Raw genomic sequence first — 25,891 nt, forward strand, 5'->3', positions numbered from 1 at the left:
ACTGGTAGGGCTACGCCGGGAACCCGCCGGTCATGTGTGAGTCAGTCGCAGCGTCGCGACGACGCGCGGCCACGTCAGAAGGGACGCCAGGCCATGCAGACACAGGACGATTCCGCTGCGGATACCGTCGCGGCGCTGGTGGCGAGAGCCAGCTCGGCGCAACAGGTCTTCGCGGACTACGACCAGCAACGGGTGGACGACGTCGTGGCGGGTATCGCCTGGGCGATCTACCGGCCGGACCGGGCCCGCGAGCTGGCCGAGCTGGCCGTGCGCGACACCGGGCTCGGCAACGTCGACGACAAGATCGCCAAGAACCAGCGCAAGACGCTCGGCACGCTGCGCGATCTGACCGGCGCGAAGTCGGTGGGCGTCATCGCCGAGAACCCCGGCGACGGCATCACCGAGTTCGCGAAACCGGTCGGCGTGGTCGCCGCCGTGTGCCCGTCCACCAACCCCGCCGCGACCCCGGCGAACAAGACCATGATGGCGCTCAAGGGCGGCAACGCCGTGATCCTCTCGCCCTCGCCCAAGGGCGCGTCCACGTGCGCGCTGCTCGTGGAGTACTTCCACGCCGAGCTCGACAAGATCGGCGCGCCGCGGGACCTGGTGCAGTACCTGGCGGAGCCGAGCAAGGCGCTCACCCACGAACTGATGCGCCAGGCCGATCTGGTGGTGGTCACCGGATCGCAGCGCAACGTCCGCCAGGCCTACAGCAGCGGCACCCCGGCCATCGGCGTCGGCGCGGGCAACGCGCCGGTGATCGTCGACGCTGACGCCGACGTACCCGCCGCGGCCGAGAAGATCAGGCGCAGCAAGACGTTCGACAACGCCACGAGCTGTTCGTCGGAGAACTCCGTGCACGTCCACACGGCCGTCTACGACGAGACCTTGCGCGAGCTGGCGGAGCAGGGCGGGTACCTGCTGACGGCGCAGGAGAAGGACCGCCTCGCCGCGGTGATGTGGCCGGAAGGCAAGCTCAGCGGCGCCATCACCGCGCAGTCGCCAGGCAAGATCGCCGCGCTGGCCGGACTGGACTCCGTCGAGGCGCGCTCGGCGCGGTTCTTCCTCGTCGAGGAGGACGGCGTCGGCCCGGAGTTCCCGTTCAGCGGCGAGAAACTCTCGGTCGTGCTCACCGTGTACCGCTTCGACGACCTCGACGGTGCGCTGGAGCGCATCCAGCGGCTGCTGGACTTCCAGGGCGCCGGTCACTCGTGCGGTATCCACACCGCCACCGAGGCACACGCCCGCACGGTGGCGGAGCGGCTGAGGGTGGCGCGTGTGCTGGTCAACCAGGCGCACTGTTTCGGCACGGGCGGCGGGTTCGACAACGGACTCGGGTTCACGCTCACGATGGGTGCCGGGACGTGGGCGGGCAACAGCATCAGCGACAACCTCTCGTACCGGCACTTCCTCAACATCACCCGGCTCGCCCGGGTCATCCCGCCCCGCGTTCCCACCGAGGACGCGCTGTGGGGCCACTACCACGAGACCTACGGGCGGTGACCATGAATCTCTTGGAACACCAGGGAAAGCAGTTGCTCGCACAGGCCGGGCTGCCGGTTCCGCGAGGCCGCGTCGCGACCACGCCGGAGGCCGCCGAACAGGCCGCCGCGGTGCTGGGCTGCCGGGTCGCGCTCAAGGCGCAGGTGCCCGCCGGTAAACGCGGCAAGGCAGGCGGCATCGTCTTCGCCGACGATCCCGCGCAAGCGCGCGAGGCCGCCGCGGGACTGCTCGGCAGTGAGCTGGGTGGCAACGCCGTCGACGCGGTGCTCGTGGAGCAGAGCGCCGACATCGCCAGGGAGCTCTACGCGTCGGTGCTCAACGACCCCGCCACCAAGGGCCCGCTGGTGCTGTTCTGCCCGTCGGGCGGCATGGACATCGAGGAGATCGGCGCGCGCGATCCGGAGCTGATCCGCAGGCTGGCGGTGGACATCCGCACCGGGCTCACCGCCGCGTCGGCACGGGCGCTGGTGGAGGGCCTCGGCCTCGGCGAGCGCGTGGAGGAGCAGGCGAGCGCGGCGCTGCTGACGATGTACCGCCTCTACCGCACCGTCGAGGCCGAACTGGTCGAGGTGAACCCGCTGGTGGTCACGTCGGCCGACGACGTCGTGGCGCTCGACGCCAAGATCTCGCTCGACCCCGGCGCGCTCGGCAGGCACGCGGAGCTGGTCGCCGACCTGGTGCCGGACCAGGACGCCACGGGCACCGAGCTCGAACGGCGGGGGCGTGACCTCGGTCTGCAGTTCCTGGAGCTCGACGGCGAGGTCGGCGTGCTGGCCAACGGCGCGGGCCTGACGATGACGACGCTGGACGCGGTGACCCACTACGGCGGCACGCCGGCCAACTTCCTCGAGATCGGCGGGGACGCCTACACCAAGGCCACCCCTGCGCTGCGGCTCGTGCTCGACAACCCGCGGGTGCGCAGCCTCGTGGTGAACTTCTGCGGCGCGTTCGCGCGCACCGACGTGATGACCGAGGGTGTGCTCACCGCGATCGAGGAGCTGCGCCCGGAGCTGCCGATCTTCTTCTCGATCCACGGCACGGGCGAGGAGAAGGCGATCCGGCTCGTGCGCGAGCGGCTCGGCGTGGATCCCTACGACACGATGGACGACGCGGTGCGGGCCGCGATCGCGGCGGCGGCGCCCGCCGGAAAGGTGGCGGGCTGATGCTGGTTTCCGAGCGGGACAACGTGGTCGTGCAGGGGCTCACCGGCAGGCAGGGCTCGTTCTGGGCCGAGCGCATGGCCGAGTGCGGCACGCGAATCGTGGCGGGCGCGAGCCCGGGCAAGGGCGGACGCGAGGTCGGCGGCGTGCCGGTCTACGACTCGGTGGCCGAGGCCGCGCGGCAGCACCGGCTCGACGTGTCCGTGCTGTTCGTGCCGCCGCTGGCGGTGCGCAAGGCCGCCTGCGACGCCATCTCGGCGGGCGTGCGCAAGATCGTGCTGCTGACCGAGCACGTGCCGTACCAGGACGTGATGCACGTGCTCGGCGAGGCGCGTGACAGTGACGCGCAGGTGCTCGGCCCCAACACGGCCGGGCTGGTGGTGCCGGGCGTGGCCTCGGTGGGCATCATGCCCGGCTTCGCGGGCAACATCTTCCGGCCGGGATCGATCGGGGTGATCTCGCGCAGCGGCAGCCTCGGCACGCTCGTGGCGCTCAACCTCGTGAGCGCGGGCTACGGGCAGTCGGCGTTCATCGGCATCGGCGGCGACCCCATCCTGGGCACCACGACGCTCGACGCCGTGCGCGAGCTCGACGCCGACGAGCGCACCGAGGCGGTGGTGCTAGTGGGCGAGATCGGTGGCTCGATGGAGGAGGACGCGGCCGACTACATCGCCACGATGCGCAAGCCGGTGGTGGCCTTCATCGCGGGACGCTCCGCTCCGCCGGATCGCCGGATGGGGCACGCGGGCGCGATCGTCAGCGCGGGCAAGGGCAGCGGTACCTCCAAAGTGGACGCGCTGACGTCGGCGGGCGCCGCGGTGGTGGACCTGCCCAGCGGAATTGGCGACGCTCTGAAGGCCGCGGGAGTCCTGCCGGGCGTCGCGGTCTGACGGCCGTCGGGACGGGCCCGCGTCAGTCCAGCGGGCTCGTCCCCGGCGTCACGATCCGGTCGGTCAGCTGCCGGGACTGGGGCGGGATGCCGCGCAGCTCGACCTCCAGCCCGGCTGTGCGGGCCTGGTCCGCGATCGAGCGCAGCACCAGCGCGCCCGTGGTGTCGATACGCCCGAGCCGGGTGAGGTCCAGCCGCAGTGTCACCAGGTCCGAGCGGGTGCCCAGCAGATCGAGCAGCATCGCTTCGAGCCGTTGCGCGGTGCCGAACCACAGCACGCCGCGCGGTGCGAGGGTCAGCAGGCCCTCGTGCACGGCGACGTCGACCTCCAGCTGCATCAGCCGCCACAGGAACACCGCCAGCGACAGCGCGACGCCGATGAGCACCGCGAGGTCGAGGCGGGGCGCGAGCACGAGCGTCGCCACGAACGTCGTCCACGCGATCGCGGCCTGCGGCGGGGAGATCGACCACAGCCGGATCAGCGGCCGGAACTTGAGCAGCCCCGTCACCGCGACGATCACGATCGCGCCGAGCACCGCCAGCGGCAGTGGCTCCAGCACGGCGGCGAAGGGCAGGAACGCCAGCACGGTGAGGCCCGTGACGGCACCCGAGACGCGTGTGCGCGCACCCGACATGCGGTTCACCGAACTGCGGGAGAACGAGCCCCCGCACGGCATCCCGCCCACCGCGGCGGCGGTCAGGTTGGCGACGCCCTGGCTGATGAACTCGCGGTTGGAGTTCCAGCGGCTGCCGTCCTCGGCCGCGAACCGCCGGGAGATCGACGCGGCCTCGGTGAAGCCGATCAGCGCGATGATCACCCCGGGAAATATGAGCGAGGGCAGGCGGTCCCACGGGATGTCGCCGAGCGTGAACGGCAGCAGCCCCGACGGCACCTCGGCCACCACGGACCCGCCGTAGAGGCCCGCCGCCGAGAGCGCGATGCCGAGCACGGTCGCCACGAGTACGCCCGGGAACAGGGCGTGCAGTCGTCTGCCGCCGAGGATCACGAGCACCGTGCCCGCGGTGACCGCCAGCGCGGCGGGGCTCCACAGCGCGGGATGCGCGAGGCTCCACACCGCGGCCACGAGGTCGTTGGCCTCGTCGGGCGGGGTGACGTCCAGCGCCTTCGGCAGCTGGGACGCGGAGATGAGCACCGCGGCGGCGGGCACGAACCCGAGCAGCATCGGCTGCGACATCAAGTAGGCGAGCCAGCCGCCGCGCAGCAACCCGAGCAGCACCCTCACCACGCCGATCACCAGGGCCAGTGCCAGCCCGAGGCCGAGGTACTCGGGGCTGCCCGGGGTGGCGACGGTGCTCAGTGCGCCGAACGTGAGCAGCGCGGTGATCGCCACCGGGCCGGTCTGCAGGTAGGGCGAGGACGCGAACAGCGCCGCGAGCACGGGCGGCAGCGCGCCGGCGTAGAGGCCGGCGACGGGCGGCATCCCGGCGAGCTCGGCATAGGCCAGCGACTGCGGGAGCCCGACCATCGCCACGCTGATGCCCGCGATGACGTCGTAGGGCAGGGTCCTGGCACCGGATCGGCCGGAGCGCCGCGACGGTCGGGGAAATCGCACGGTTCAGCGCACGACCGACAGCGGCAGCGCGAGCCCGGACAGGCTCCGGCGCACCACGGGCAGCCGCGCCGCGAGGTCGGTGAGCGCCAGCGCCGACGGCGCGTCCGGCGCACCCGCCACCACCGGCACCCCGTCGTCGCCCGCACGCCGCAACGCCGTGTCGAGCGGGACGCGGGCCAGCAGCTCGGTGCCGAGCTCGTCGGCGAGCCGTTGCCCGCCCCCGGAACCGAACAGCGCGGTCGACTCGCCGCAGCCGTCGCACACGAGCTCCGACATGTTCTCGACGACCCCGGCCAGCGGCATGCGCAGGTCGGCGGCCATGCGCCCGGCGCGAGAGGCCACGGCCTGCGCGCTCACCTGGGGCGTGGTGACCGCCAGCAGCGCGGCCTGGGGGAGCAGCTCCAGCAGCGACAGCGTGACATCGCCCGTGCCCGGTGGCAGGTCGAGCAGCAGCACGTCGAGCTCGCCCCAGTGCACGTCGGTGAGGAACTGCTCGAGCGCCTTGTGCAGCATGGGTCCCCGCCACACCACGGGTTCGCCGTCGCCGACGAGGAACCCGACCGACATCAGCCGCACGCCGTGCGCGTCGACCGGGAGCATCAGTCCCTTGAGCGCGACGGGGCTGCGGCGGATGCCGAACAGCTGCGGCACCGAGTAGCCCCACACGTCGGCGTCGAGCAGCCCGACGCGTTTGCCCTCACGGGCCAGTGCCACGGCCAGGTTCGCCGCGACCGACGACTTGCCGACACCGCCCTTGCCGCTGGCGACCGCGTAGACGCGGGTGTCGTCGCCCAGCCGCGCCGGTTGCTGCTCGCGCAGGCGCCGGGCCAGCGCGAGGCGTTCGCCCTCGGACAGCGTCGTGAAGCTCACCTCGACACCGGAGACGCCCGGCACCGCCGAGGCCGCGGCGGTGACGTCGGCCCGCAGCCGGTCGGTGAGCGGGCACGACGGCGTCGTCAGCGCCACCGCGATGCGCGCGGTGCCCCGTCGGTCGGTGGTGACGTCGCGGAGCATGCCCAGTTCGGCGAGTCCACGGTGGATCTCCGGGTCCCGCACGGCGCCCACGGCCTCGCGCAGCGCGTCCTGGTCGACCGCCGCGCGCCGCGTCAGCATTCCGGCACCCGGTAGCCGCGCAGCGTCGGCGCGAGCGGCCGCATCATGAACTCGGGCCGCCGTCGCCCCTCTGGACCGAGGTCGGGGCGGGCCCGCGCGAGCCAGTCGCGGTAGACCTCACTGGAGCGGCGGGTGTCCACGTAGACGTCGCCGTACCGGTCACCGGGGTGTGCGTACTCCAGCGTGATCTTCTGCAGCCAGCAGTGCATGCCCGACTCCGGGTCGGGGTGCACCGCGAACGCGAGGTTCTGGTGCACGCCCGGGTCCTCCCAGCTGATGCGGCTCGAGTCCGGGTCGGCCGAGTCGAACGGCGCGACACCGCCGCGGTGGCGCAGCAGCCACGTGTGCTCACCGTCCGGATGGGACAGTTCGACCATGCCGGAGCTCCACCGGCTGCCCTCTCCGGGATGCAGGCGCCAGCGGCCCATGTGGTGCGACAGCGCGCAGACGCCCGGGCGGATGCCCTCGGTGACCCACACCCTGGCGACGAAGTAGCCGATCTCGGTGCTGATGCGCACCAGGTCGTCGGTGACCACACCGTGCCGGGCGGCGTCGAGCGTGCTGAGCCACAGCGGATGGGTGTTGGAGATCTCGTTGAGGTACTTGGCGTTGCCGGAGCGAGTGTGGATCAGCGTCGGCAGCCGGAACGTCGGGACCAGCACGAGCTCACCCGACTCGATGTCGATCTCGCTCCTGGCCACGTGCGAGCGCAGGTAGCCGGGCGTGGCCCGCTCCGGGCGGCCCCAGTCGCGCATCGCCGTGGAGTACACCTCCAGCTTGCGCGACGGCGTCGGCCAGCCCACGGTGGCGCTGCCGTCCTCGTGCCGGAGCCCGACCGCGCCCGCCTCGCCCACGACCGGGGCCACCGAGTCCGGCGTCACCGGCGTGCGCAGCACACCGGCCTCGTCGGCGGTCGCCGTGTCCAGCTGGTCGCCGGGCACCGGGCGCTCGTCGACGCGGTACACCTCGTCGTCGAGCGCGACCACGCCGTAGCGGCGCATGTACTCCAGCGGCTCCATGCCCTCGTCGGCCGCTTTCTTCGCCAGCCCGGGGACCTGGTTCTCGAAGACCCACCGGTAGTACTCGTCCACGGTGATCTTCTCGCCGGGCCGGTACGGCGACTCGAAGTAGCGGCGGATGCCGAGCGAGCCGTCGGGGTCGATGCGCCACGACAGCTCGAACCAGAACTCGTTCTCCTCCCACACCTCGCCGGGGTTGACGTCGCGGGTGTCGGTGTAGGGCAGGCCGAGCTTGTCCATGGCCACGCGGCGCACCGGCTGCCGGAAACCGAGCCACCGGCCGGCGTGCGTCTCGTAGGAGTGCGTGTCGTGCCGCTCGCTCGCGTGGCCCATCGGCAGCACGTAGTCGGCGAACTCGGCGGTCTCCGACCATGTCGGCGTCAGTGCCACGTGCAGGCCGACCTTGTCCGGATCGGACAGTTGCTCGATCCAGGTGAAGCCGTCGGGGTTGGTCCAGATCGGGTTGTAGACGCGCGAGAAGTAGACCTCGAGCCTGCCCCGGTCTTCGGCCAGGAAGTGCGGCAGCAGGAACGACATCTCGTTGGTGGACAACGGGTAGTCGCGCGGCCAGATCAGCTCGTTCCACCGTTCGTGCGCCTGCGGCTTGTCGGGGCCGTGCGGGATGAACTTGTGCCAGCCGTTGGGGCTCGTGCCGCCCCTGGCGCCGATGCTGCCGGTGAGGCCGAGTACGAACCACAGCGCGCGGGCCACCTGCCAGCCGCCGAGGTTGCCCGCGGCCGCGGCGCGCCAGATGTGCGCGGAGAGCCGCCCGTCGCAGTCGGCCACCAGCTCCGCGATCTCGGCGATCCGGTCGGCCGGGATCTGGGCCTCCTCGGCGGCGAACTCGAAGGTGTAGCCCGCGTAGTCCTCGGTGAGGCGGTCGAGAAAGGTCTCGAAGTCGTTGGGGGAGTCGGGATGCAGCTCGGTGAGGTAGGTGCTCCAGTTGAACCAGCGGCGCACGAAGTCCTCGTCGAGGCGGCGAGTGCGCAGCAGGAACGACGCGACGGACAGCAGGATCGCCGCCTCGCTGCCGGGCCACGGCGTGAGCCAGACGTCGGCGTGCGAGGCCGTGTTGGACAGGCGCGGGTCGAGCACCACGAGCTTGGCGCCGGACTGCTTGCCCTCCATGATCCGCTGTGCGTGCGGGTTGAAGTAGTGCCCGGTCTCCAGGTGGCTCGACAGCAGCAGGATCACCTTGGCGTTGGCGTGGTCGGCCGAGGGCCGGTCGTAGCCGGTCCACAGCGACATCCCGAACCGTGCTCCCGAGGAGCAGATGTTGGTGTGGGTGTTGTGGCCGTCGATGCCCCAGGCGGTGAGGAACCGTTCGGCGAAGCCGTCCTCGCCCGGCCTGCCGACGTGGTACATGACCTCGTCGTGGCGGTCCTCGACGATCGCCGTGCGGATGCGCGCCGCGATGTCGTCGAGCGCCTGGTCCCAGCTCACCTGTTCCCAGCCGCCCCCGCCGCGTTCACCGGTGCGGCGCAGCGGGTACAGGATCCGCTCGGGGTCGTTGATCTGGTTGATGGTGGCCGGTCCCTTGGCGCAGTTGCGGCCGCGCGAGCCGGGGTGGGCGGGGTTGCCCTCGAGCTTCTTGACGGAGAGGTCGTCCTTGTCGACGTAGGCCAGCAGGCCGCAGGCGCTCTCGCAGTTGAAGCACGTGGTGGGCACGAGCAGGTAGGAGTGCGGGACCTTGCGCGGGTGCGCCTTCGCGTCGTACTCGACGTGGTGATCCCAGTCGGATACCGGGGGGAAGTTGCGCAGATGCTCGTGGTGGCGGGAGCCGGGCAGTACGGGTTCGGTCGCGCTCATGGTCGTCGCGCTCCTCTCGACGGTGGTGGGTCAGGACAACGGGACGTCTTGCCCTGCGCGGACGAACACGCTTTCGTAGGCGAGCAGCGCGGCCTGCACCACGAGCCCGCCCGCCGCCGCGAGCACCAGGGGGCCACCGGCCCAGCCCGCCGTGGCGAGCACGCCGCCCAGCGCGGCGAGACCGATTCCGCCGCCCCAGAACAGGCGGGCGTAGCGGCCCGAGGTGACCATGTGCGCGGCGGCGGCCGCGTGCGCGGTGGTGTGCCGACCGAGGTACTCGAGCAGCGTCATCACCAGGTGGCAGCCCGCGCCGAGTGTCAGCGACGCGAGCAGTAGCGTGCGGGCGGCGGGAACGGGGTCGGCCGCGAGCGCGGCGATGGTGAGCGCGCCGCCGCCGGTCATGACGGCCTGCACGACGAGGTGCCAGAACAGCAGCGGCGACTGCCACAGGTCGCGGCCCTCGGCCTGGCCGAAGAGGAATCCGGTGTAGCCGGCGGTCAGCACCCCGGAGACCAGCGCGGGCACGGCCAGTCCGGTCAGGATCGCGTCCGCCGTCGCACCGCCCAGTACGCCCGTCGCGGCGAGGACGCCGGTGGCGAGCCACGCGGTGAACACCGCCGCGGCGACGGCGAGCACCACCGAGCCCCAGAACATCCACGAGCGCGGATTGGGTTTGAGGAAGATGTAGAGGAACCGTTCCGGTCGCTTGAGGTCCCACACGAGCAGCACGCCGGTGATGGCGAGCCCGGCGACGCCGAGCGCGGGGGCCACGACGTCGCCGAGCCCACCGAGTTCGACACCGAGCAGGTGGGCTAGCGCGGCGATCAGCATCGCGCCCGCGCCCGCGGCCTTGGTCCAGAGATACGTCGTCACGCGCCAGCCCCACGGCCGGGGGTGCGCGGTGTTGAGCGTGGTGCGCGCCTGGGTCACCGGGTCGGTGCGCAGGTCGGTCGACGCGCTCCGGCGGTGCTCGTCGGGCCGCGCCCACAGGTACGTGTCCCCGGTGGGGGCCGCGAGCGGGTCCAGCACCGCGCGGTCGGCGCCGAGGTAGAAGACGTTCGGGCGCGTGTTCTGCTCGGGAGCCCTGACCTGGGTGGGATTCTCGTTGACCAGCTTGGCGATGCCACTGTCCGGGTCGTCGAGGTCGCCGACCCAGATCGAGTGCGTCGGGCACACCACGACGCACGCCGGTTCGAGGTTCTCGTCCACGCGGTGGGCGCAGAAGTTGCACTTGGCCGCGGTGTGGGTGTCCTCGTCGAGGTAGATGGCGTCGTAGGGGCAGGCCTGCATGCACGCCTTGCAGCCGATGCAGCGCTCGTTGTCGAAGTCGACGATGCCATCGTCCCTTGTGAACAGTGCCTGGGTGGGACAGATCGTCACGCAGGGTGCGTCGGTGCAGTGGTTGCACCGCATGACGCCGAAGTCGCGGGTGGTCGCGGGGAACTCCCCGGACTCGACGTACTTCACCCAGGTGCGGAACTGACCGACGGGCACGTCGTGCTCGGTCTTGCACGCCACGGTGCAGGCGTGACAACCGATGCACGTACTCTGGTCGATCGCGAAGCCGTAGCGCATGGCACCTCCGAAGTGATGACGCACAGTGACGTTAGTTCTGGTTGCGAGCACCCGGTACCAACGTCGATTCTGGGTACTCCCAAGTCAGACTTTGCAGTACCGTGTGGGCGTGCCACTGCCGCCGCGCGTGCCCGAGATCGGTGCACTGGACCTCCTGCTGAGCGTCGCGCGGTTGGGCAGTCTCGGTAAGGCCGCGCGCGAGCACGGGATCTCGCAGCCCGCGGCGGCGTCGCGGATCCGGAACATGGAACGGTTGACGGGAGTCGCGCTGATCGTGCGCTCGGCCGCCGGATCGCGGCTGACCGACGAGGGCGCCGTGATCGCGGACTGGGCGGGCCGGGTCATCGACGCGGCGGCCGCGCTCGACGCCGGCATCACCGCGTTGCGCGACCAGCAGGAGAGCCGGATCCAGCTCGCCTGCAGCATGACCATCGCGGAGTACCTCCTGCCCGGCTGGCTCACCGAACTGCGCAGGCGCAGGCCCGACACGGGAATCGGCCTGCAGGTGGTGAACTCCGCCAAGGTCGCGGAGCTGGTGCTCGGTGGTGCGGTGGACCTCGGCTTCGTCGAGGGCGCCGAACCCGCCGAGGAACTGGACTCCGAGGTGGTGGCCTCCGACCAGCTGCTGCTCGTCGTGCACCCCGAACACCACTGGGCCCGCCGCGGCGCGCCCGTGTGCGCCGCCGAACTCGCGGCGACCGCGCTGATCTGCCGCGAGCCGGGGTCGGGCACGCGCTACGTGCTCGAGCACGAGCTCGACCGCCTCGGCCACCCCGCCGGACCCGCTCCCGTGCTGGAACTGTCGTCCACCACGGCGATCAAGGCCGCGGTGGAGGCGGGACTCGGCCCCGCCGTGCTCAGTTCGCTCGCCCTGGCCGAGGACGTGGCCAGAGGCAAGCTCGTGGTGGTGCCGACGTCGGGTCTGGACCTGCACCGCTCGCTGCGCCTCGTGTTGCGTGCGGGGGAGCAGCTCTCGCCCGCGTTGCGCGATGTCGTCGCGGCCGCGGGCGCGGGGCCCGCCCGGTGAGTCCACACCGGACGGTTCCCCGGCCAGGGTGTTACACGTAGTCCTGGTACTTCGGCAGGTGGCGCACCGGCTTGGAGAGCGCGTCGCGCCGGAACGGGTCGCCCAGCTCCCTGGTGCACATCACCTCGATCACCGTGGTGCGGCCCTCGTTCAGCTGGGCGTCGACGGCCTTGGTCAGCGCGGGGCCGACGTCCTCGATCTTGTCCACGATGATCCCGTCGGCACCCATCGCCCTGGCGATGCCGGCGAAGCTCTCGTTGTCGAGCTCGCCCGCCACGAACCGCCGGTCGTAGAAGTCGACCTGGTTCTTCTTCTCCGCGCCCCACTGGCGGTTGTGGAACACCACGGCCGTCACGGGGATGTCGTGGCGCACCGAGGTCATGATCTCGCCCATGCTCATGCCCCACGCGCCGTCGCCCGCGTAGGCGATGGCGGGCCGGTCGGGTGCCGCCGCCTTGGCACCGATGACGGTGGGCAGCGCGTACCCGCAGTTGCCGAAGCTCATCGGGGCCAGGAAGCTGCGCGGTTCCTCGAACCGCAGATAGCTGTTGGCGACCGAGTTGATGTTGCCGATGTCGGTGGACACCATGGCGTGCGCGGGCATGGCCTTCTCCAGCTCGCGCAGCACCTCTCGCGGGTGCAGCCAGTTGCCGTCCTCCTGGCCCTGTTCCTCGATCATGTCGAGGCTGAACGGGTCGGTCTCGTGGGTCCAGGCGGTGAGCTCGGCCTCCCACGCGTCCTTCTCCGCCGTCATCGTGGCGGCCCGCTGCTGCCTGGTGGCGTCGCAGTCCAGCGTGCGGTGGGCCAGCCGTTCGGTGAGCGCGAGTGCGGCGGCCTTCGCGTCGCCGCAGATGCCGACGGTGATCTTCTTGACCAGGCCCAGCATCCGGTGGTCGGCGTCGATCTGGATGATCTTGGCGTTGGTGGGCCAGTAGTCCAGTCCGTGCTGCGGCAGCGTGCCGAACGGCCCGAGCCGCGAGCCGAGCGCCACCACCACGTCGGCCTGGGAGATCAGCTTCATGGCGGCCTTGGACCCCTGGTAGCCCAGCGGTCCGCACCACTGCGGGTGGCTGGCGGGGAACGAGTCGTTGTGCAGGTAGCTGTTCACCACCGGAGCGCCGAGCCGTTCGGCGAGCGCCGTGCACTCCTCGACGCCGTCGGCCATCACCACGCCGCCGCCGGAGATGATCACCGGGAACTCGGCGGAGGCCAGCAGTTCCGCGGCCTCGTTGAGGCTCTGGTCGCCGCCGGGGCCGCGGTCGAGCCGCTGCGGGTCGGGGATCTCGGCCTCGATCTCGCCGTAGAAGTAGTCGCGCGGGATGTTGAGCTGGGTCGGGCCGATCTCCGCCATCGCGCGATCGAAGGCGCGCCCGGTGAGCTCGGCCATGCGGCGCGGGTTGTTGACGTGCGCCTGGTACTTGGTGAACTCCTGGAACATCGGCAGCTGGTTGGCCTCCTGGAAGCCGCCGAGGCCCATGCCCATCGTGCCGGCCTCCGGGGTCACCATGACCACGGGACTGTGCGCCCAGTACGCCGCGGCGATGGCCGTGACGCAGTTGCTGATGCCCGGCCCGTTCTGCCCGATCACGACGCCGTGCCTGCCGCTGATGCGGGCGTAGCCGTCGGCCATGTGCGCGGCGCCCTGCTCGTGCACGACGGGGACCAGCCGGATGCCCGCGGGCGCGAAGATGTCCATGGCGTCCATGAACGCGGAGCCCATGATGCCGAAGATGTCGGTGACCCCGTTGGCGACGAGGGTCTCCACGAACGCCTCGGAGGGGGTCATGGTCGCCCGGCCGTCGACCACGGTCCGGCCGTCGCCGGTCTTACGCTGCGCCATTGCGGCTCCTCCAAAAATCGAGACGGTTTGTTCCTGAAACCGAGATCCAATTGACCATAAGTCAGCTACGAGGGTCGGTCAACGTCATCTTCGGGAAAACGAGACGGAGTGTGTTAGTTTCTGGAACCACGTGACGTTAGGAGGTGCCGTGGAGCTCATCCGCGAGCCCGACCCCGCGGCCCTGAACGGCGAGACCCCGACCCTGCGCCTGTTCTCGCTGCTCGAGCTGATCGCGAGCAAGGACGAGCTCGTGACCCTGCAGGGCCTGGTCGCGGAGACGGGCATGCCGAAACCGACGCTGCACAGGATGCTGCAACAGCTCGAGAGCGCGGGGCTGCTCATCAGGCAGGCCGACGGCAGGCACTACGGCACCGGCGTGCGGCTGCGCAGACTGGCCGAGAACCTGTTGCTCAACGCCACCCACTACGGGGCGCGGCACGCGGTGCTCAAGAACCTCGTCGAGGAGCTGGGCGAGAGCTGCAACATCACCACGCTCTCCGGCAACGAGATCGTCTACCTCGACCGTGTCGAGACGCCCGAGCCGCTGCGGTTCTACCTGCGGCCCGGTTCGCGCGTGCCGGTGCACTGTTCCGCGAGCGGCAAGATGATCCTGTCGCAGCTGAGCCCGAGCCAGCGCGCCAAGCTGCTCGCGCACGCGCCGCTCAAGCCCTACACGTCCAAGACCGTCACCGGCCTCGACGCGCTCGAGGAGGAGTTCACCCGCGTGCGCAAGGACGGCTTCGCGCTCGACGACGAGGAGTTCCTGCCGGGCCTGGTCTGCGTCGCCGTGCTGGTGCCCGCGCCGTCGGGCCGCTCCAACCTCGCCGTCGCCGTGCAGGCTCCGGTCATGCGGCTGACCGCCGACAAGGCACTGCACACGCTGCCCGCGCTGCAACGCGCGGCCGAGGCCATCAGCAGGATCGAGGCCGAGGGCGCCGCCGAGAACACCCAGACCGCCACGTCCTGAAGGGGGCACTCCGGAGATGGACACCGACCTGCCCGGTGAGCGGATCAGCGTCCGGGACGCCTTCGGGATCGACTCGCCGCTGGTGGTGGACGGCTTCCGGGAGCGAACCGAGCACGTGCCGGACGTCGACGAGGCCTACCGGTTCAACCCCGACGTCACGCTCGCGGTGCTCGCCGGCTTCGCGCACAACCGCAGGGTGCTCGTGCAGGGCCTGCACGGCACCGGCAAGTCCAGTCACGTCGAGCAGGTGGCCGCGCGGCTGAACTGGCCGTGCGTGCGGGTGAACCTCGACGGTCACCTCGGCAGGCTCGACCTCGTCGGCAGGGACGCGGTGGTGCTGCGCGAGGGCAAGCAGGTCACCGAGTTCCGCGAGGGCATCGTGCCGTGGGCGCTGCGTGGCCCGGTCGCGCTGGTGCTCGACGAGTACGACGCGGGCAGGCCCGACGTGCTGTTCGTGTTGCAGCGCCTGCTCGAACGCGAGGGCCGGTTCACGCTGCTGGACCGGAATCTGGTGCTGCGGGCGCATCCGTCGTTCCGGCTCTTCGCCACGGCCAACACCGTGGGGCTGGGCAACCTCACCGGGCTCTACCACGGCACGCAGCGGCTCAACCAGGGTCAGCTCGACCGGTGGGACGTTGTCGCGTCGCTGAACTACCTGCCCGCCGCCGACGAGATCGCGATCGTGCTGGCCCGCGTCCCGGCACTCGACGACGACGCGGGCCGCGCGCTGGTGTCGGCGATGGTCGCCGTCGCCGCGCTCACCAGGGCGGGCTTTCGCGCGGGCGATGTGTCCACCGTGATGTCGCCGCGCACGGTGATCACGTGGGCCGAGAACACCGGCATCTTCGGCGATCCCGCCACGGCATTTCGACTGTCCTTTGTGAACAAGTGCGACGAGGCGGAGCATCCGCTGCTTGCCGAGTACTTCCAGCGCTGCTTCGGCCGCGAGCTCCACCCGGCCACGCTCGCGGCCACGGCGTGAGCGCGCGGCGCGCGGAGGAGCTGGGCGCCGCGACGATCAGGGCGCTCAGCGGCGAGCCCGACGTGCACCTGCGCGGCGGCAGGCCACACCGCGGCCGCCGTCCCGTGCCCGCCGCCGCGCCGCACCTGCGCGCGCCCGCCACCGACGCTACCGACGCCGCCTCGTCGTGGCGGGGCGTGGCCGACGGGGTCGCGCTGCACCTGCTGCGCACCGACGGCGACCTGCACCGCCGGCTGCGCCCGGAGCCCGGGGTGCGGCGGTGGGTGTTCGACGTGCTGGAGCAGTTCCGGGCGGAGTCGCTCGTGCCCACGACGTTTCCCGGCGTGCGGCGCAACCTCCGGCACCGGCACGAGTCGTGGTCCCGGGCCTGCCACGACGACGGCCTCACCGGCACCGCGCGCGGTCTGCTGCTCTACACCGTCGCGCAGGTCTGCCGCGCCCGGCTGACCGGAGAGCCGGTGGTGGCCGAGACCGAGGACCTGATCGAGCCGACCAGGGCGGCGCTGGCTCCGCTGCTGGGCACGGACCTGGCGGGGCTGCGCCGGACCCTGGCCGACCAGACCGCGTTCGCCGAGCACTCGCGCGCGCTCGCCGAGCGGGTCGCCGCCCTGCTGGAGCGGGACGATCCCGGAGCGGCGGACGAGGAGACCGGTGACGAGCCGGACTCGCTGCTGGCGTCGCTGACCGAACCCGGCCAGCCGCCCGGTGACGGCGACGGGGGAGTGGCGGCGCGGGCGGGTGCTCCGGAAGCGGCGTCCAGCGAGCGGCGCTACCGCGTGTTCACCACCGCCTACGACCGCGAGACACGCGTCGCCGCACTCGTGCGGCCCGTGGCGCTGGCCGAGTATCGCGCCCGCCTGGACCGGCGCATCGAGCGCCAGGGTGTGGCCGTGGCGAGGCTCGCGCGCGAGCTGACGGCGCTGCTCGCCGCACCGTCGCGCGACGGCTGGGACGACGCCAGGGAAGAGGGACACGTCGACGGCAGGGCGCTCGCGCGGCTGATCAGCTCGCCGACCGAGCGCAGGCTGTTCCGCGTCGAACGCGACCAGCCGGTGGCCGACGTGCTCGTGAGCTTCCTGATCGACTGCTCGGGCTCGATGAAGCAACACGCCGAACCGGTCGCGATGCTCGTCGACGTCCTCGCCCGCGCACTCGACCTCATCGGCGCCGAGAGCGAGGTCCTTGGCTTCACCACCGCCGCGTGGCACGGCGGTCGGGCGCGCCGGGACTGGCTGCGGGCGGGACGCCCCGCGCGGCCCGGCAGGCTCACCGAGCGCGCGCACCTCGTGTTCAAGGACGCCGGCACGCCGTGGCGGCGAGCCCGCCCCGCCATCGCGGGTCTGCTCAAGTCCGACCTCTTCCGTGAGGGCGTCGATGGCGAGGCCGTGGCGTGGGCCGCCGAGCGCGCGAGAGCCCGGGACGTGGCTCGCAGGCTGGTGTTCGTGGTGTCGGACGGCAGCCCGCACGACGGCGCCACCGCGCTGGCCAACGGGCAGCGCTACCTCGACGACCATCTGAGCGAGGTGGTCGGTGCGCTCGAACAGGAGGGCGCGGTGGAGGTCTACGGACTCGGCGTGGGGCTGGACCTGAGCTCGTACTACCGCCGGTGCGTGGTGCTCGATCCGGCCGAGCGCACCGGGTACCGGCCGTTTCGCGACGTCCTCGGTCTGGTCGCGAGACCCACCGCTGACCCGGCACCAGTACCATCCGGCGCATGGAGCACGCGAAGGCGCCGGCGGGAACTCAGGCCATCGGGCGCGCGCTCGCCGTGCTGAAGCTGCTCGCCGAACGCTCCGGCGAACTGGGCATCACCCGGATCGCCGAGCATCTCGGGCTCTCGCCCGGCACCGCGCACCGGATCGTGCGCGCGCTCGTGGCCGACGGCCTGGTGGCGCACAACCCCCGGACGGACGCCTACTACCTCGGCGCCGGGACCATCCTGCTCGGCCAGGCGGCGCAACGCGGCTTCGGTCTGGACCGGGCGCTGCCGGTGCTCGAGCAGATCAACGCCGAGACGCAGGAGTCGGTGAACCTCGTGGTGCGCGAGGGCGGCGAGTCGGTGGTGATGCTGCGCGTGCAGTCGACGCTGCCGCTGCGGTTCGAACAGCACCCCGGCGCCCGGTTCCCGCTGTACACGACGGCGTCCGGCAAGGCGATCCTGGCGTACTCGGACGACGTGGAGGACTACGTCGCCGCGCTGCCGCGGCACCTGCGGAAGATCACCGCGCGCACGCTGGGCACGCCCGCGCAGCTCGCCACGCAGCTCGAGGAGATCCGCGAGCGCGGCTACAGCATCGACGAGGAGGAGAACGTCGCCGGTGTGCGCTGCGTCGGCGCTCCGATCCTCGATGCCGACGGCAGAGCGCACGCGGCACTCGTGATCCAGGTACCCGCGGTGCGGATGCCCGCACGCAGAGTCAGAGAGCTCGGTGCTCGCACGGTCACGGCCTCAAAGGAGATCGCGCAGTTCGTGCCGGTGGACCGCATGATGTCCCGCTGAGTACAGGGCTGTTAGCGGTCTCGAAGATCCACTGTGGACTGACGGTGGCCGGATTTCGGTGGTCGCCGACCCCTTCTCAATTCGCTCCGTCGCCCCTATCGTATTTCACATAGTGGTGTTAGCCCCCACATAGTGTCAACGATGGGAGCCCGTCAATGTTGCCGGAGAACCAGCCCAACGAACAGGTGTTCACCTGGGCCGCGCCGCCGCTGAAGTTCGGGCCGGGCGCGGTCGACGAGATCGGCGCGGAGGTGGCGGCGACCGGCGCCTCCTCCGCGCTGGTGATCACCGACGCCGGAGTGCGGGAGACGGGTTTTCCCGACCGCATCAGGGAAAGCCTGGTGCTGGCCGGGGTCAAGGCCGAGGTCTTCGACGGCGTCGCGATCGAGCCGACCGACCACAGCATCGCCGCGGCGGTGGACTTCGCGCGGGAACAGCAGTGGGACTGCTTCGTCGCCGTGGGCGGAGGTTCCGCGATGGACACCGCCAAGGCGGTCAACCTGCTCACCACGCACCCCGGTGAGCTGCTCGACTTCGTGACGCCGCCGATCGGCGCGGGCACGGCGCCGTGGCTGCCGCTCAAACCGCTGATCGCGGTGCCGACCACCGCCGGAACCGGGTCCGAGTCCACCACGATCTGCGTGGTGGACCTGCTCGACCTGCACCTCAAGGCCGGGGTGAGCCACCCTCGACTGCGGCCCTCGCTGGCGGTGGTGGACCCGCTCGCCACGGTCAGCCTCCCGGCGCAGGTGACGGCGGCCAGCGGCATGGACGTGCTCTCCCACGCGCTGGAGAGCTACACGAGCATCCGCTACGACGCCAAACCCGCGCCGCAGGACCCGATGCGCAGGCCCGCGTTCTGCGGTTCCAACCCGATCAGCGACGTGTGGTGCGAGATGGCGCTGCGGCTCGTCGGCCGGAGCCTGCGCAAGGCGGTGTGCAACGGCAGGGACCTCTCCGCCCGCACCGACATGGCGCTCGCCTCCACCTACGCGGGAACGGGATTCGGCAACGCCGGGACGCATCTGCCGCACGCCAACGCCTATCCCGTCGCGGGTGCGGTGCGCGACTACCGCGCCGAGGGCTACCCGGAGATGCCGATGGTCCCGCACGGCCAGGCCGTGTCGGCGACGGCGGCGGCGGTGTTCCGCTGGACCTACCCGTCCGACCCGCAACGGCACCTGGAGGCCGCGACCCTGTTGTCGGGGCGGACGTTCACCGCCACCGACGGCGCGGAGGCGCTGCCGCACGTGCTCACGGAACTGATGAGCGACATCGGCATGCCGTCCGGGCTGCGTAGCTTCGGCTACACCGAGGACGACCTGGACACGCTCACCGACGGCACGCTGAAGCAGACGAGGCAGCTCGCCGTGGTGCCCAGGCCGCTCGACCGTGGCGCGGTGACCGAGATCTTCGAGCGGTCGCTCTGAAGCCGGGGGAGCAGCCATGAGTGACTCTGTGAGCGCGGGACAGACCGCGCCCGACCGCCGCGAGGTGCGCCTCGTCGTGGCGTCGAGTGTCGTCGGCACCACCGTGGAGTGGTACGACTTCTTCCTCTACGGCACCGCCGCGGGCATCATCTTCAACCGGTTCTACTTTCCCAGCGACGACCCGCTCGTGGGCACGCTGCTGGCGTTCGCGACGTTCGCGCTGGGGTTCGTGGCGAGGCCGGTGGGTGGACTGATCTTCGGCCACATCGGCGATCGTATCGGTCGCAAGAAGACACTCGTCGCGACGATGCTGATCATGGGTGTGGCCACGTGTGCCATCGGGTTGATCCCCACCTACGACAGTATCGGCACCGCAGCGCCGATCCTGCTCGTGCTGATGCGGCTCGCGCAGGGTGTCGCGATCGGTGGCGAGTGGGGCGGTGCCGTGCTGATGTCGGTGGAGTACGCGCCCAAGGGCAGGCGCGGGCTCTACGGCAGCTTCCCGCAGCTGGGCCTGGCGCTGGGACTCGTGCTCGGCACGGGTGTCTTCGCCGGGCTGGGCGCCATGATGGACGAGGCCGCGTTCCTGTCGTGGGGCTGGCGGATCGCGTTCCTGCTGTCCGCGGTGCTGGTGATCGCGGGCATGGTGATCCGGCTCAAGGTGATGGAGACCCCGGCGTTCCGTCAGCTCGAGCAGACCGAGGCCAAGGCGACCGTGCCCGCGCTGGAACTCGTGCGCAACAAGCTCTCGCGCAGGCACGTCCTGCTGGGCATGGGCAGCAGGTGGATCGAGGGCGTCGCGTTCAACACGTGGGCGGTCTTCTCGATCTCCTTCGGTGCGGGAACGCTGGAGATGCCGCAGCAGACCCTGTTGATCTCGGTCATGATCGCGGCGTTGATGATGGTCGTGTTCATCCCGCTGTTCGGCAGACTGTCCGACACGGTGGGCCGTCGAGCGCTGTTCGGCTGGGGCGCCCTGATCGCGGGTGTGGTGGCTTACCCGGCGCTCGCGCTGCTCGGCACCGGTACGCCGGTGCTGGCGGGGGTCGGCCTGGTGCTGGCGCTGGGTGTGCTCTATCCGATGATGTACGGCCCGCAGGCGGCGTTCTACTCGGAGATGTTCCCCGTCAACGTCCGCTGCACGGGAATCTCGTTCGTCTACCAGTTCTCCGGCATCTTCGCGTCGGGCCTCACGCCGCTGGTGCTGTCCTACCTCGTCGGCCTCGACAACGACGGCTACTCGCTGGTGGCGATCTACCTGGTGGTGGCGGCGGTGATCAGCGCGGTGTGCACGTTCGCGGTGCGCAAGCAGGATCTCCTGCGGATCGCGGAGGCGGAACAGTCCGATCTGGACGCTCGAGCGGCCACCACGCCGACGAGCGCGTGACGACCGAGCGCCGGCGAACCCGACCATCCGTGTCGGGTTCGCCGGCCTGGGCGGCCGCCGATCCGGCGCGCTGGTACTCCACGCCGGTCAGCCCAGGTCCCGGTAGCGGGCCGCGACGGCATGGAACGCCTCCTTGTGCCGGATGGTTCCGTCGTCGTGGTGCAGCAGTAGTCCGAAGCCCGCCTTGTCGAGATCGCGGGCGGGGTCGGAGTCGGCCGGGTACCCGGGCATGGCGAAGGTGAACACGAAACAGCCGTGGACGTCCTCGGCGTCGTAGAGGTCGATCAGCTCGGTCAGATATCGCGCCTGGACGGACTCGTCCCGGGGGTGGTCGCCGCGAATGCGGGGCGGGTCGGCGAACCAGTTGACGATCGTGAAGGAGCCCGCGCCGCGCGCGTCCGCTCCGGTGAAGGCCCCGCACCCGAACTCGGTGATGACCACCGGCTTGGTCGTGGAGTCCACCAGCTCGCGCAGGCGCTCGGGGTATCCGGCCCGGTTGCGGCCGGAGCGGTACAAGCTGACGCCGACGACATCGACCAGCGAGTGGTCGATGTTCTCCCAGGCGGCGGCCGAGTACGTGATCGGGCCGGAGAAGTGGTTCCGCGCCGTCCCGGCCGCGCGGGTGAGCAACCGGTGCAGCTCGCGGTCGATGCGCCTGCGAAGAAGCCGGTGATACCGGATCACCAGTTTCAGGCGCAGGAACGACCGCGGCCCCGGGACGATGCCCGGCACGGTGTGGGAGAACTCGCTCCCGACCACGAGCGTGACCCGGCCGGGACGATCCCGCCGCAGCGTTTCGGCGCCCTCGGCGACCGTGGCGAGCTGCTCGAGTACGCGCGCCTGCGGCAGGTCGGTGCAGTCGGGCCGCAGGTAGACGTCCAGTCCGAGGTCCAGCGCCTGCCCGGCCGCGCCGAGAAGCGCGCCCGCGTCGTCGGCGATGAGCATGACCGTGGTGCAGTGCAGGTCGCGGGCGATGATCTCGAGGTCACGGCGCACCCCGTCCGGGTCGCCGACGAGATACGAGACCCCACGAACCGCGAGCATCGCTCACCTCTCCTCTCGCGTCTGCCCGGACGACCTTGCCGTAGCCCGGCCCTCGGCCACAACGGACACGCCGGGCAGGTCGGAGTCGCGACCCCTCGCCTAAGCTCGGTCCGTGAACGCGCGCGGGAACCCTCGGATCGCCGGGACATCGTCGTGCGCGTGATCGCCAGGGACGGTGAGCACGAGATCGAGATCCAGCGGTCCCGATTCCGGTGCGTCGTGGCTCGCGTCGCCGACGTCGAGGCCGCGTCCGCGGTGATCGCCCGCGTCCGCAAGGCCGGGCCCGACGCCGGCCACCACTGCACCGCGCTGCGGATCGGCGACCCCGCGACCGGGCAGCTGACGGCACGGAGCAACGACGATGGCGAGCCGGGCGGCACCGCGGGTGTGCCCATGCTCGAGGTGCTGACCCGGCGGGAGCTGACCGACGTCGTCGCCGTCGTGTCGCGGTGGTTCGGCGGCATCAAGCTCGGCGCGGGCGGGCTGGTCCGCGCCTACTCCGGAGCACTGGCCGAGACGCTGGACCTGCTCGGCGAGCTGCGGCGCGTCCGGCACCGCGAACTGCTCGTCGCCGTGCCCCATGACCGCGCGGGCAGGCTCGAGCACGACCTGCGCCACTCGCCGTTCCTGCTGCGCGACGTGGACTACGGCGCGGACGTCACGATCACCGTCGCCGTCACCGACGTGCCGGCCTTCCAGGCGTGGCTCGCGGAGCACTCCGGCGGTGAGGTCGAGGCGGTGGACGCGGGGCCGCGGGATCTCTACCTGCCCTGAGAAGGGTCCACAGTGGAGCTAGGCAGGCAGCGCCGGGTCCTGTCGCAGCTCGGCCTTCGCGATCGAGTTCAGGTGGACCTCGTCGGGTCCGTCGAACAGGCGCATCGCGCGGTGCCAGGCGTACATCGCCGCCAGGGGAGTGACATCGGTGACGCCGGCGCCGCCGTGGACCTGGATGGCGCGATCGATCACACGGGTCGCCGCGCGGGGGACGGCCACCTTCGCCATCGCGACCAGGTCCCGTGCCGCCTTGTTGCCGTCGGCGTCGATGACCCGCGACGCGCGGTGGCACAGCAGCCGCGCCTGCTCGATCTCCAGCCGGGACTCGGCGATCTGCTGCCGGACGACTCCCTGGTCGGCCAGTGGCGCGCCGAAGGCCACCCGGTCCTTGGCCCGCCGGACGAGCAGGGCCAGTGCACGCTCCGCCGCTCCCAGCGCGCGCATGCAGTGGTGGATCCGGCCCGGACCCAGCCTGGCCTGTGCGGCGGCGAACCCGCCGCCCTCCTCGCCGACGACGTTGCCGGCCGGGATCCGGACGTCGTCGAACCGCACCTCGGCGTGGCCGTGCTGGTCGTGGTGGCCGAGCACCGGGTAGTCGCGCACCACCGTCACTCCCGGAGTGTCGCGGGGGATCAGCACCATCGTCTGCTGCCGGTGGATCGCGGCACTCGGGTCGGTCTTGCCCATCAGGATGAACACCGCGCAGCGGGGATCCATGGCGCCGCTGGTCCACCACTTGCGGCCGTTCACGACGTAGGTGTCGCCGTCGCGCTCGATCCGGGTGGCGATGTTGGTGGCGTCGCTGCTGGCCACCTCCGGCTCGGTCATCGCGAACGCCGACCGGATCTCTCCGGCCAGCAGCGGTTCGAGCCACTCCCGTTGTTGCTCGGCGGTGCCGAGCAGGTGCAGCAGTTCCATGTTGCCGGTGTCGGGCGCCTGGCAGTTGATCGCCTCGGGGGCGAGGTCGAGGCTCCAGCCGGACAGCTCGGCGATCGGGGCGTACTCCAGTTGCGTGAGCCCCGACTCGGCAGGCAGGAACAGGTTCCACAGGCCTTCCGCGCGCGCCTGCCGCTTCAGTCGCTCGACGACCGGCGGCACCGTGTGGTCGCCGGGGCCCGCGGCCGCCCGGTGCGCGAGGTACTGCGCTTCGGCGGGCAGCACCTGCTCGCGCATGAACCGCGTCATCGCCTCGCGCAGTTCGACGGCGCGGGGCGAGGGCGCGGGAAGGTCGTGGCCGACCATGAACGCCTCCTGAACAAGACCGATCGAATGTTCGGCTGAACCTAACGACAGAGGGGCGCCCGCGTCAATCGGCGAGGCGAACGAGATCCAGGGCGAACCCGACGTACTGCCGCGCCACGACCTCGGGGGAGAACCCGCCCTTCGGGGACCACCACTGCGGCAGCGCGGTGCACATGGTGACGACGGCGCGGGCCGCCTCGCGGGGAAGCGGTGTGCTCATCAGTCCGCGCCGGCAGCCCTCGAGCACCTCGTCGTCGACCATGCGCTGCACCTCCCGCCTGGCTTCGGTGATCCGCGTGCGGTGGGGCTGTTCGATGCTGCGCATCTCGCTCGCCCCGATGAACCCGAACTCGTGGCGGTGGGTGTGGAAGAGCGTGAGGCATTCGACCAGCCCGGTGAAGCGCTCGACCGGGCCGTCGCCCTCGGCTCGCGCGGCCCGGCACCGCTCGCGCAGGTCGTCCATCGTGAGGTCCAGCAGCGCGACGAGCAGGTGCTGCTTGGTCGGCCAGTGGTGGTAGACCCCGGCCACCGACAGTCCGGCGCGCTGGGCGACGTCGCGGATGGTGGCACCGTGGTAGCCCAGCTCGACGAAGGCGGCGAGCGCGCCGGCCAGTGGCGCCGCGAGCCGCGGCGGCGGGAAGTCCCGCCAGTCACCGCGCGGTGACCGGGGCGGCGTGCCGCGGAGCGCGTCGGCCGTGGTCCCGAGCAGGTGGGCCGCGGCGTCGAGCCGGTCCTCGGTGATGCGGGTGCGGCCGTTCTCCACCGCACTCCAGGTGCCGGTGCTCGCGCCGAGTGCCCGCGCGACCTCCCGCAGGGTCAGTCCCGCGTCGCGGCGGGCGTCGCGCAGGCGCTCGCCGAGCATCGCGCGATCGTCGCTGTGTGGTCCCGGCACCTCGGTGGCTCCTTTCCGGCTGGATCGACTGTAGCCGCCCTTGACACTCGGCCGATCGCTCCGTCAGAGTACCGCTGACTTGTTCAGTTCTACCGTGCGATCGCTCGGTTTCGGAGGTGGAAGATGTCCGGGGTGACCTCGCCTCCCGGCGTGGAGGTGTCCTCGCTCGAGTCGTTCCTGCGAGCCGAGTGTCCGGGGCTGCTCACCGGGCCGTTGCGCGCCGGCCTGCTGTCGGGTGGCCGGTCCAACCTGACCTACCTGCTCACCGACGGGCACGAGCGCTGGGTACTGCGCCGCCCACCGCTCGGGCACGTCCTGGCCACCGCTCACGACATGGGCCGCGAGTTCCGTGTGCTCGGCGCCCTGCACCCGACGGACGTGCCCGTGCCCCGTCCGATCGTGAGCGCGGGCCCCGACGTGCTCGGCGCCCCCTTCTACGTGATGGAGTTCGCCGACGGCGACGTCCTGCGCGAGCGTGCCCAGCTCGAGGCCGCCGCGGCGCCCGCACTCGCCGGGGAGCTCGTGGACGTGCTCGCCCGCCTGCACCGGCTCGACCCGGCCGCCGTGGGCCTGGCCGATCTCGGCCGCCCGGCCGGGTACCTGGAGCGGCAGGTCCGCCGCTGGGGAACGCAACTGGCCGCGTCCGGCTCCCGCGAGGTACCGGGCATCGCCGAGCTCGGAACGCGGCTCGGGCAGCGCCTGCCCGCACACCAGCGGGCGGGCATCGTCCACGGCGACTACCGCCTGGACAACGTGGTCACCGGCCGGGACGACGGCAGGGTGCTGGGCGTCCTGGACTGGGAGATGGCGACCCTGGGCGACCCGCTGACCGACGTCGCGTCGATGGTCGTGTGGTGGGACGGCATCCGTGGCCTCGACAGCCCGGTCGCCGCGGTGCCCGGCGACGTCCCCGGCTTCCCCTCCGGCGACACGCTGGTCGAGCACTACGCGAGGGCCACCGGCTGGGATCTGGCCGGGTTCGCCTGGTACCTCGCGTTCGCCTACTACAAGATCGCCGTGATCTTCGAGGGCATCCACTACCGCGCCGAGCAGGGGCTCACCGTCGGCGAGGGCTTCGACCGGCTCGGCGCACTGGTCCCCGCTCTGGTCGAGCGTGGCCACGACGCACTCGGCACCGGGCTCTCCGGCTGACCCCGCCCAGAT

At 71.5% G+C, this 25,891-nt stretch carries 20 protein-coding genes; 12 read left to right on the forward strand and 8 right to left on the reverse strand.

Features of this window, described 5'->3' with window-relative positions; translation table 11 throughout:
- The first annotated feature begins 36 nt into the window (after window positions 1-36).
- The 3 genes from sauS to JHE00_RS25045 are packed head-to-tail and all read left to right on the forward strand — an operon-like array spanning window position 37 to window position 3,553.
- The gene (gene sauS / locus JHE00_RS25035; protein WP_307832091.1) at window positions 37-1,503 is read left to right on the forward strand and encodes an acylating sulfoacetaldehyde dehydrogenase; all 1,467 of its coding nucleotides are present in this window, start codon (window positions 37-39) and stop codon (window positions 1,501-1,503) included.
- A gap of 2 nt (window positions 1,504-1,505) precedes the next feature.
- Window positions 1,506-2,666, forward strand: coding sequence for a succinate--CoA ligase subunit beta (locus tag JHE00_RS25040; protein WP_200322415.1), 1,161 nt, complete (start codon window positions 1,506-1,508; stop codon window positions 2,664-2,666).
- Entirely contained in the window at window positions 2,666-3,553 is an 888-nt protein-coding gene (locus JHE00_RS25045; protein ID WP_200322417.1) for a succinate--CoA ligase subunit alpha, read from the forward strand. The genes JHE00_RS25040 and JHE00_RS25045 overlap by 1 nt, the downstream gene beginning before the upstream one ends.
- Before the next feature lie 22 nt (window positions 3,554-3,575).
- Here JHE00_RS25045 and JHE00_RS25050 read toward each other — a convergent pair whose 3' ends face one another.
- Genes JHE00_RS25050 through JHE00_RS25065 form a run of 4 tightly spaced genes read right to left on the reverse strand, consistent with a single transcriptional unit; the run spans window position 3,576 to window position 10,642 of the window.
- On the reverse strand, window positions 3,576-5,126 hold the full coding sequence (locus tag JHE00_RS25050) for a SulP family inorganic anion transporter (protein WP_200322419.1): 1,551 nt from the start codon (window positions 5,124-5,126) through the stop codon (window positions 3,576-3,578).
- A gap of 3 nt (window positions 5,127-5,129) precedes the next feature.
- A complete protein-coding gene (locus JHE00_RS25055) occupies window positions 5,130-6,239 on the reverse strand; it encodes an Mrp/NBP35 family ATP-binding protein (protein ID WP_200322421.1) in 1,110 nt (369 codons plus the stop codon).
- Window positions 6,233-9,067: a molybdopterin-dependent oxidoreductase gene (locus JHE00_RS25060; RefSeq protein ID WP_200322423.1), complete on the reverse strand. Its 2,835-nt coding sequence runs from the start codon at window positions 9,065-9,067 to the stop codon at window positions 6,233-6,235. The genes JHE00_RS25055 and JHE00_RS25060 overlap by 7 nt, the downstream gene beginning before the upstream one ends.
- A 30-nt stretch (window positions 9,068-9,097) precedes the next feature.
- Window positions 9,098-10,642: a 4Fe-4S dicluster domain-containing protein gene (locus JHE00_RS25065; RefSeq protein WP_200322425.1), complete on the reverse strand. Its 1,545-nt coding sequence runs from the start codon at window positions 10,640-10,642 to the stop codon at window positions 9,098-9,100.
- Between the two features lie 109 nt (window positions 10,643-10,751).
- Here JHE00_RS25065 and JHE00_RS25070 point away from each other — a divergent pair, with 109 nt between their 5' ends.
- Complete coding sequence (locus tag JHE00_RS25070; protein WP_200322427.1) at window positions 10,752-11,669, forward strand: LysR family transcriptional regulator; 918 nt, start codon at window positions 10,752-10,754, stop codon at window positions 11,667-11,669.
- Between the two features lie 31 nt (window positions 11,670-11,700).
- Here JHE00_RS25070 and xsc read toward each other — a convergent pair whose 3' ends face one another.
- Window positions 11,701-13,509, reverse strand: coding sequence for a sulfoacetaldehyde acetyltransferase (gene xsc / locus JHE00_RS25075; protein WP_200322429.1), 1,809 nt, complete (start codon window positions 13,507-13,509; stop codon window positions 11,701-11,703).
- A 148-nt stretch (window positions 13,510-13,657) separates the two neighbouring features.
- On the opposite strand from xsc, the gene JHE00_RS25080 reads away from it, so the two are divergent.
- The 6 genes from JHE00_RS25080 (at window position 13,658) to JHE00_RS25105 (ending at window position 20,775) form a co-directional block, all read left to right on the forward strand.
- Window positions 13,658-14,476 (forward strand): IclR family transcriptional regulator, encoded by an 819-nt coding sequence (locus JHE00_RS25080; RefSeq protein WP_200322431.1) that lies wholly within the window; start codon window positions 13,658-13,660, stop codon window positions 14,474-14,476.
- 16 nt (window positions 14,477-14,492) lie between these two features.
- A complete protein-coding gene (locus tag JHE00_RS25085; RefSeq protein WP_200322433.1) occupies window positions 14,493-15,458 on the forward strand; it encodes an AAA family ATPase in 966 nt (321 codons plus the stop codon).
- The gene (locus JHE00_RS25090) at window positions 15,455-17,233 is read left to right on the forward strand and encodes a cobaltochelatase CobT-related protein (RefSeq protein WP_200322435.1); all 1,779 of its coding nucleotides are present in this window, start codon (window positions 15,455-15,457) and stop codon (window positions 17,231-17,233) included. Before JHE00_RS25085 ends, JHE00_RS25090 begins: the two co-directional genes overlap by 4 nt.
- Window positions 17,173-17,958: an IclR family transcriptional regulator gene (locus tag JHE00_RS25095; RefSeq protein WP_200322437.1), complete on the forward strand. Its 786-nt coding sequence runs from the start codon at window positions 17,173-17,175 to the stop codon at window positions 17,956-17,958. Before JHE00_RS25090 ends, JHE00_RS25095 begins: the two co-directional genes overlap by 61 nt.
- 155 nt (window positions 17,959-18,113) lie before the next feature.
- Complete coding sequence (locus tag JHE00_RS25100; protein ID WP_200322439.1) at window positions 18,114-19,388, forward strand: hydroxyacid-oxoacid transhydrogenase; 1,275 nt, start codon at window positions 18,114-18,116, stop codon at window positions 19,386-19,388.
- 16 nt (window positions 19,389-19,404) lie between these two features.
- A complete protein-coding gene (locus tag JHE00_RS25105; RefSeq protein WP_200322441.1) occupies window positions 19,405-20,775 on the forward strand; it encodes an MFS transporter in 1,371 nt (456 codons plus the stop codon).
- An 87-nt stretch (window positions 20,776-20,862) separates the two neighbouring features.
- On the opposite strand, the gene JHE00_RS25110 is transcribed toward JHE00_RS25105, so the two are convergent.
- Entirely contained in the window at window positions 20,863-21,819 is a 957-nt protein-coding gene (locus tag JHE00_RS25110; RefSeq protein ID WP_200322443.1) for a glycoside hydrolase family 113 protein, read from the reverse strand.
- Window positions 21,820-21,972: 153 nt separating this feature from the next.
- Here JHE00_RS25110 and JHE00_RS25115 point away from each other — a divergent pair, with 153 nt between their 5' ends.
- The gene (locus JHE00_RS25115) at window positions 21,973-22,593 is read left to right on the forward strand and encodes an IMPACT family protein (RefSeq protein WP_200322445.1); all 621 of its coding nucleotides are present in this window, start codon (window positions 21,973-21,975) and stop codon (window positions 22,591-22,593) included.
- Between the two features lie 18 nt (window positions 22,594-22,611).
- Here JHE00_RS25115 and JHE00_RS25120 read toward each other — a convergent pair whose 3' ends face one another.
- Window positions 22,612-23,835: an acyl-CoA dehydrogenase family protein gene (locus tag JHE00_RS25120; protein ID WP_200322447.1), complete on the reverse strand. Its 1,224-nt coding sequence runs from the start codon at window positions 23,833-23,835 to the stop codon at window positions 22,612-22,614.
- Between the two features lie 64 nt (window positions 23,836-23,899).
- Window positions 23,900-24,727 carry a TetR-type transcription factor C-terminal domain-containing protein gene (locus JHE00_RS25125; RefSeq protein WP_307832092.1) on the reverse strand — a complete coding sequence of 276 codons (828 nt, stop codon included), beginning with the start codon at window positions 24,725-24,727 and terminating at the stop codon, window positions 23,900-23,902.
- 123 nt (window positions 24,728-24,850) lie between these two features.
- On the opposite strand from JHE00_RS25125, the gene JHE00_RS25130 reads away from it, so the two are divergent.
- On the forward strand, window positions 24,851-25,879 hold the full coding sequence (locus JHE00_RS25130; RefSeq protein ID WP_200322449.1) for a phosphotransferase family protein: 1,029 nt from the start codon (window positions 24,851-24,853) through the stop codon (window positions 25,877-25,879).
- The last annotated feature ends 12 nt before the right edge of the window (window positions 25,880-25,891 follow it).

The sequence above is a fragment of the Prauserella cavernicola genome, from assembly GCF_016595675.1.
Classification (GTDB): Bacteria; Actinomycetota; Actinomycetes; order Mycobacteriales; family Pseudonocardiaceae; genus Prauserella_A; species Prauserella_A cavernicola.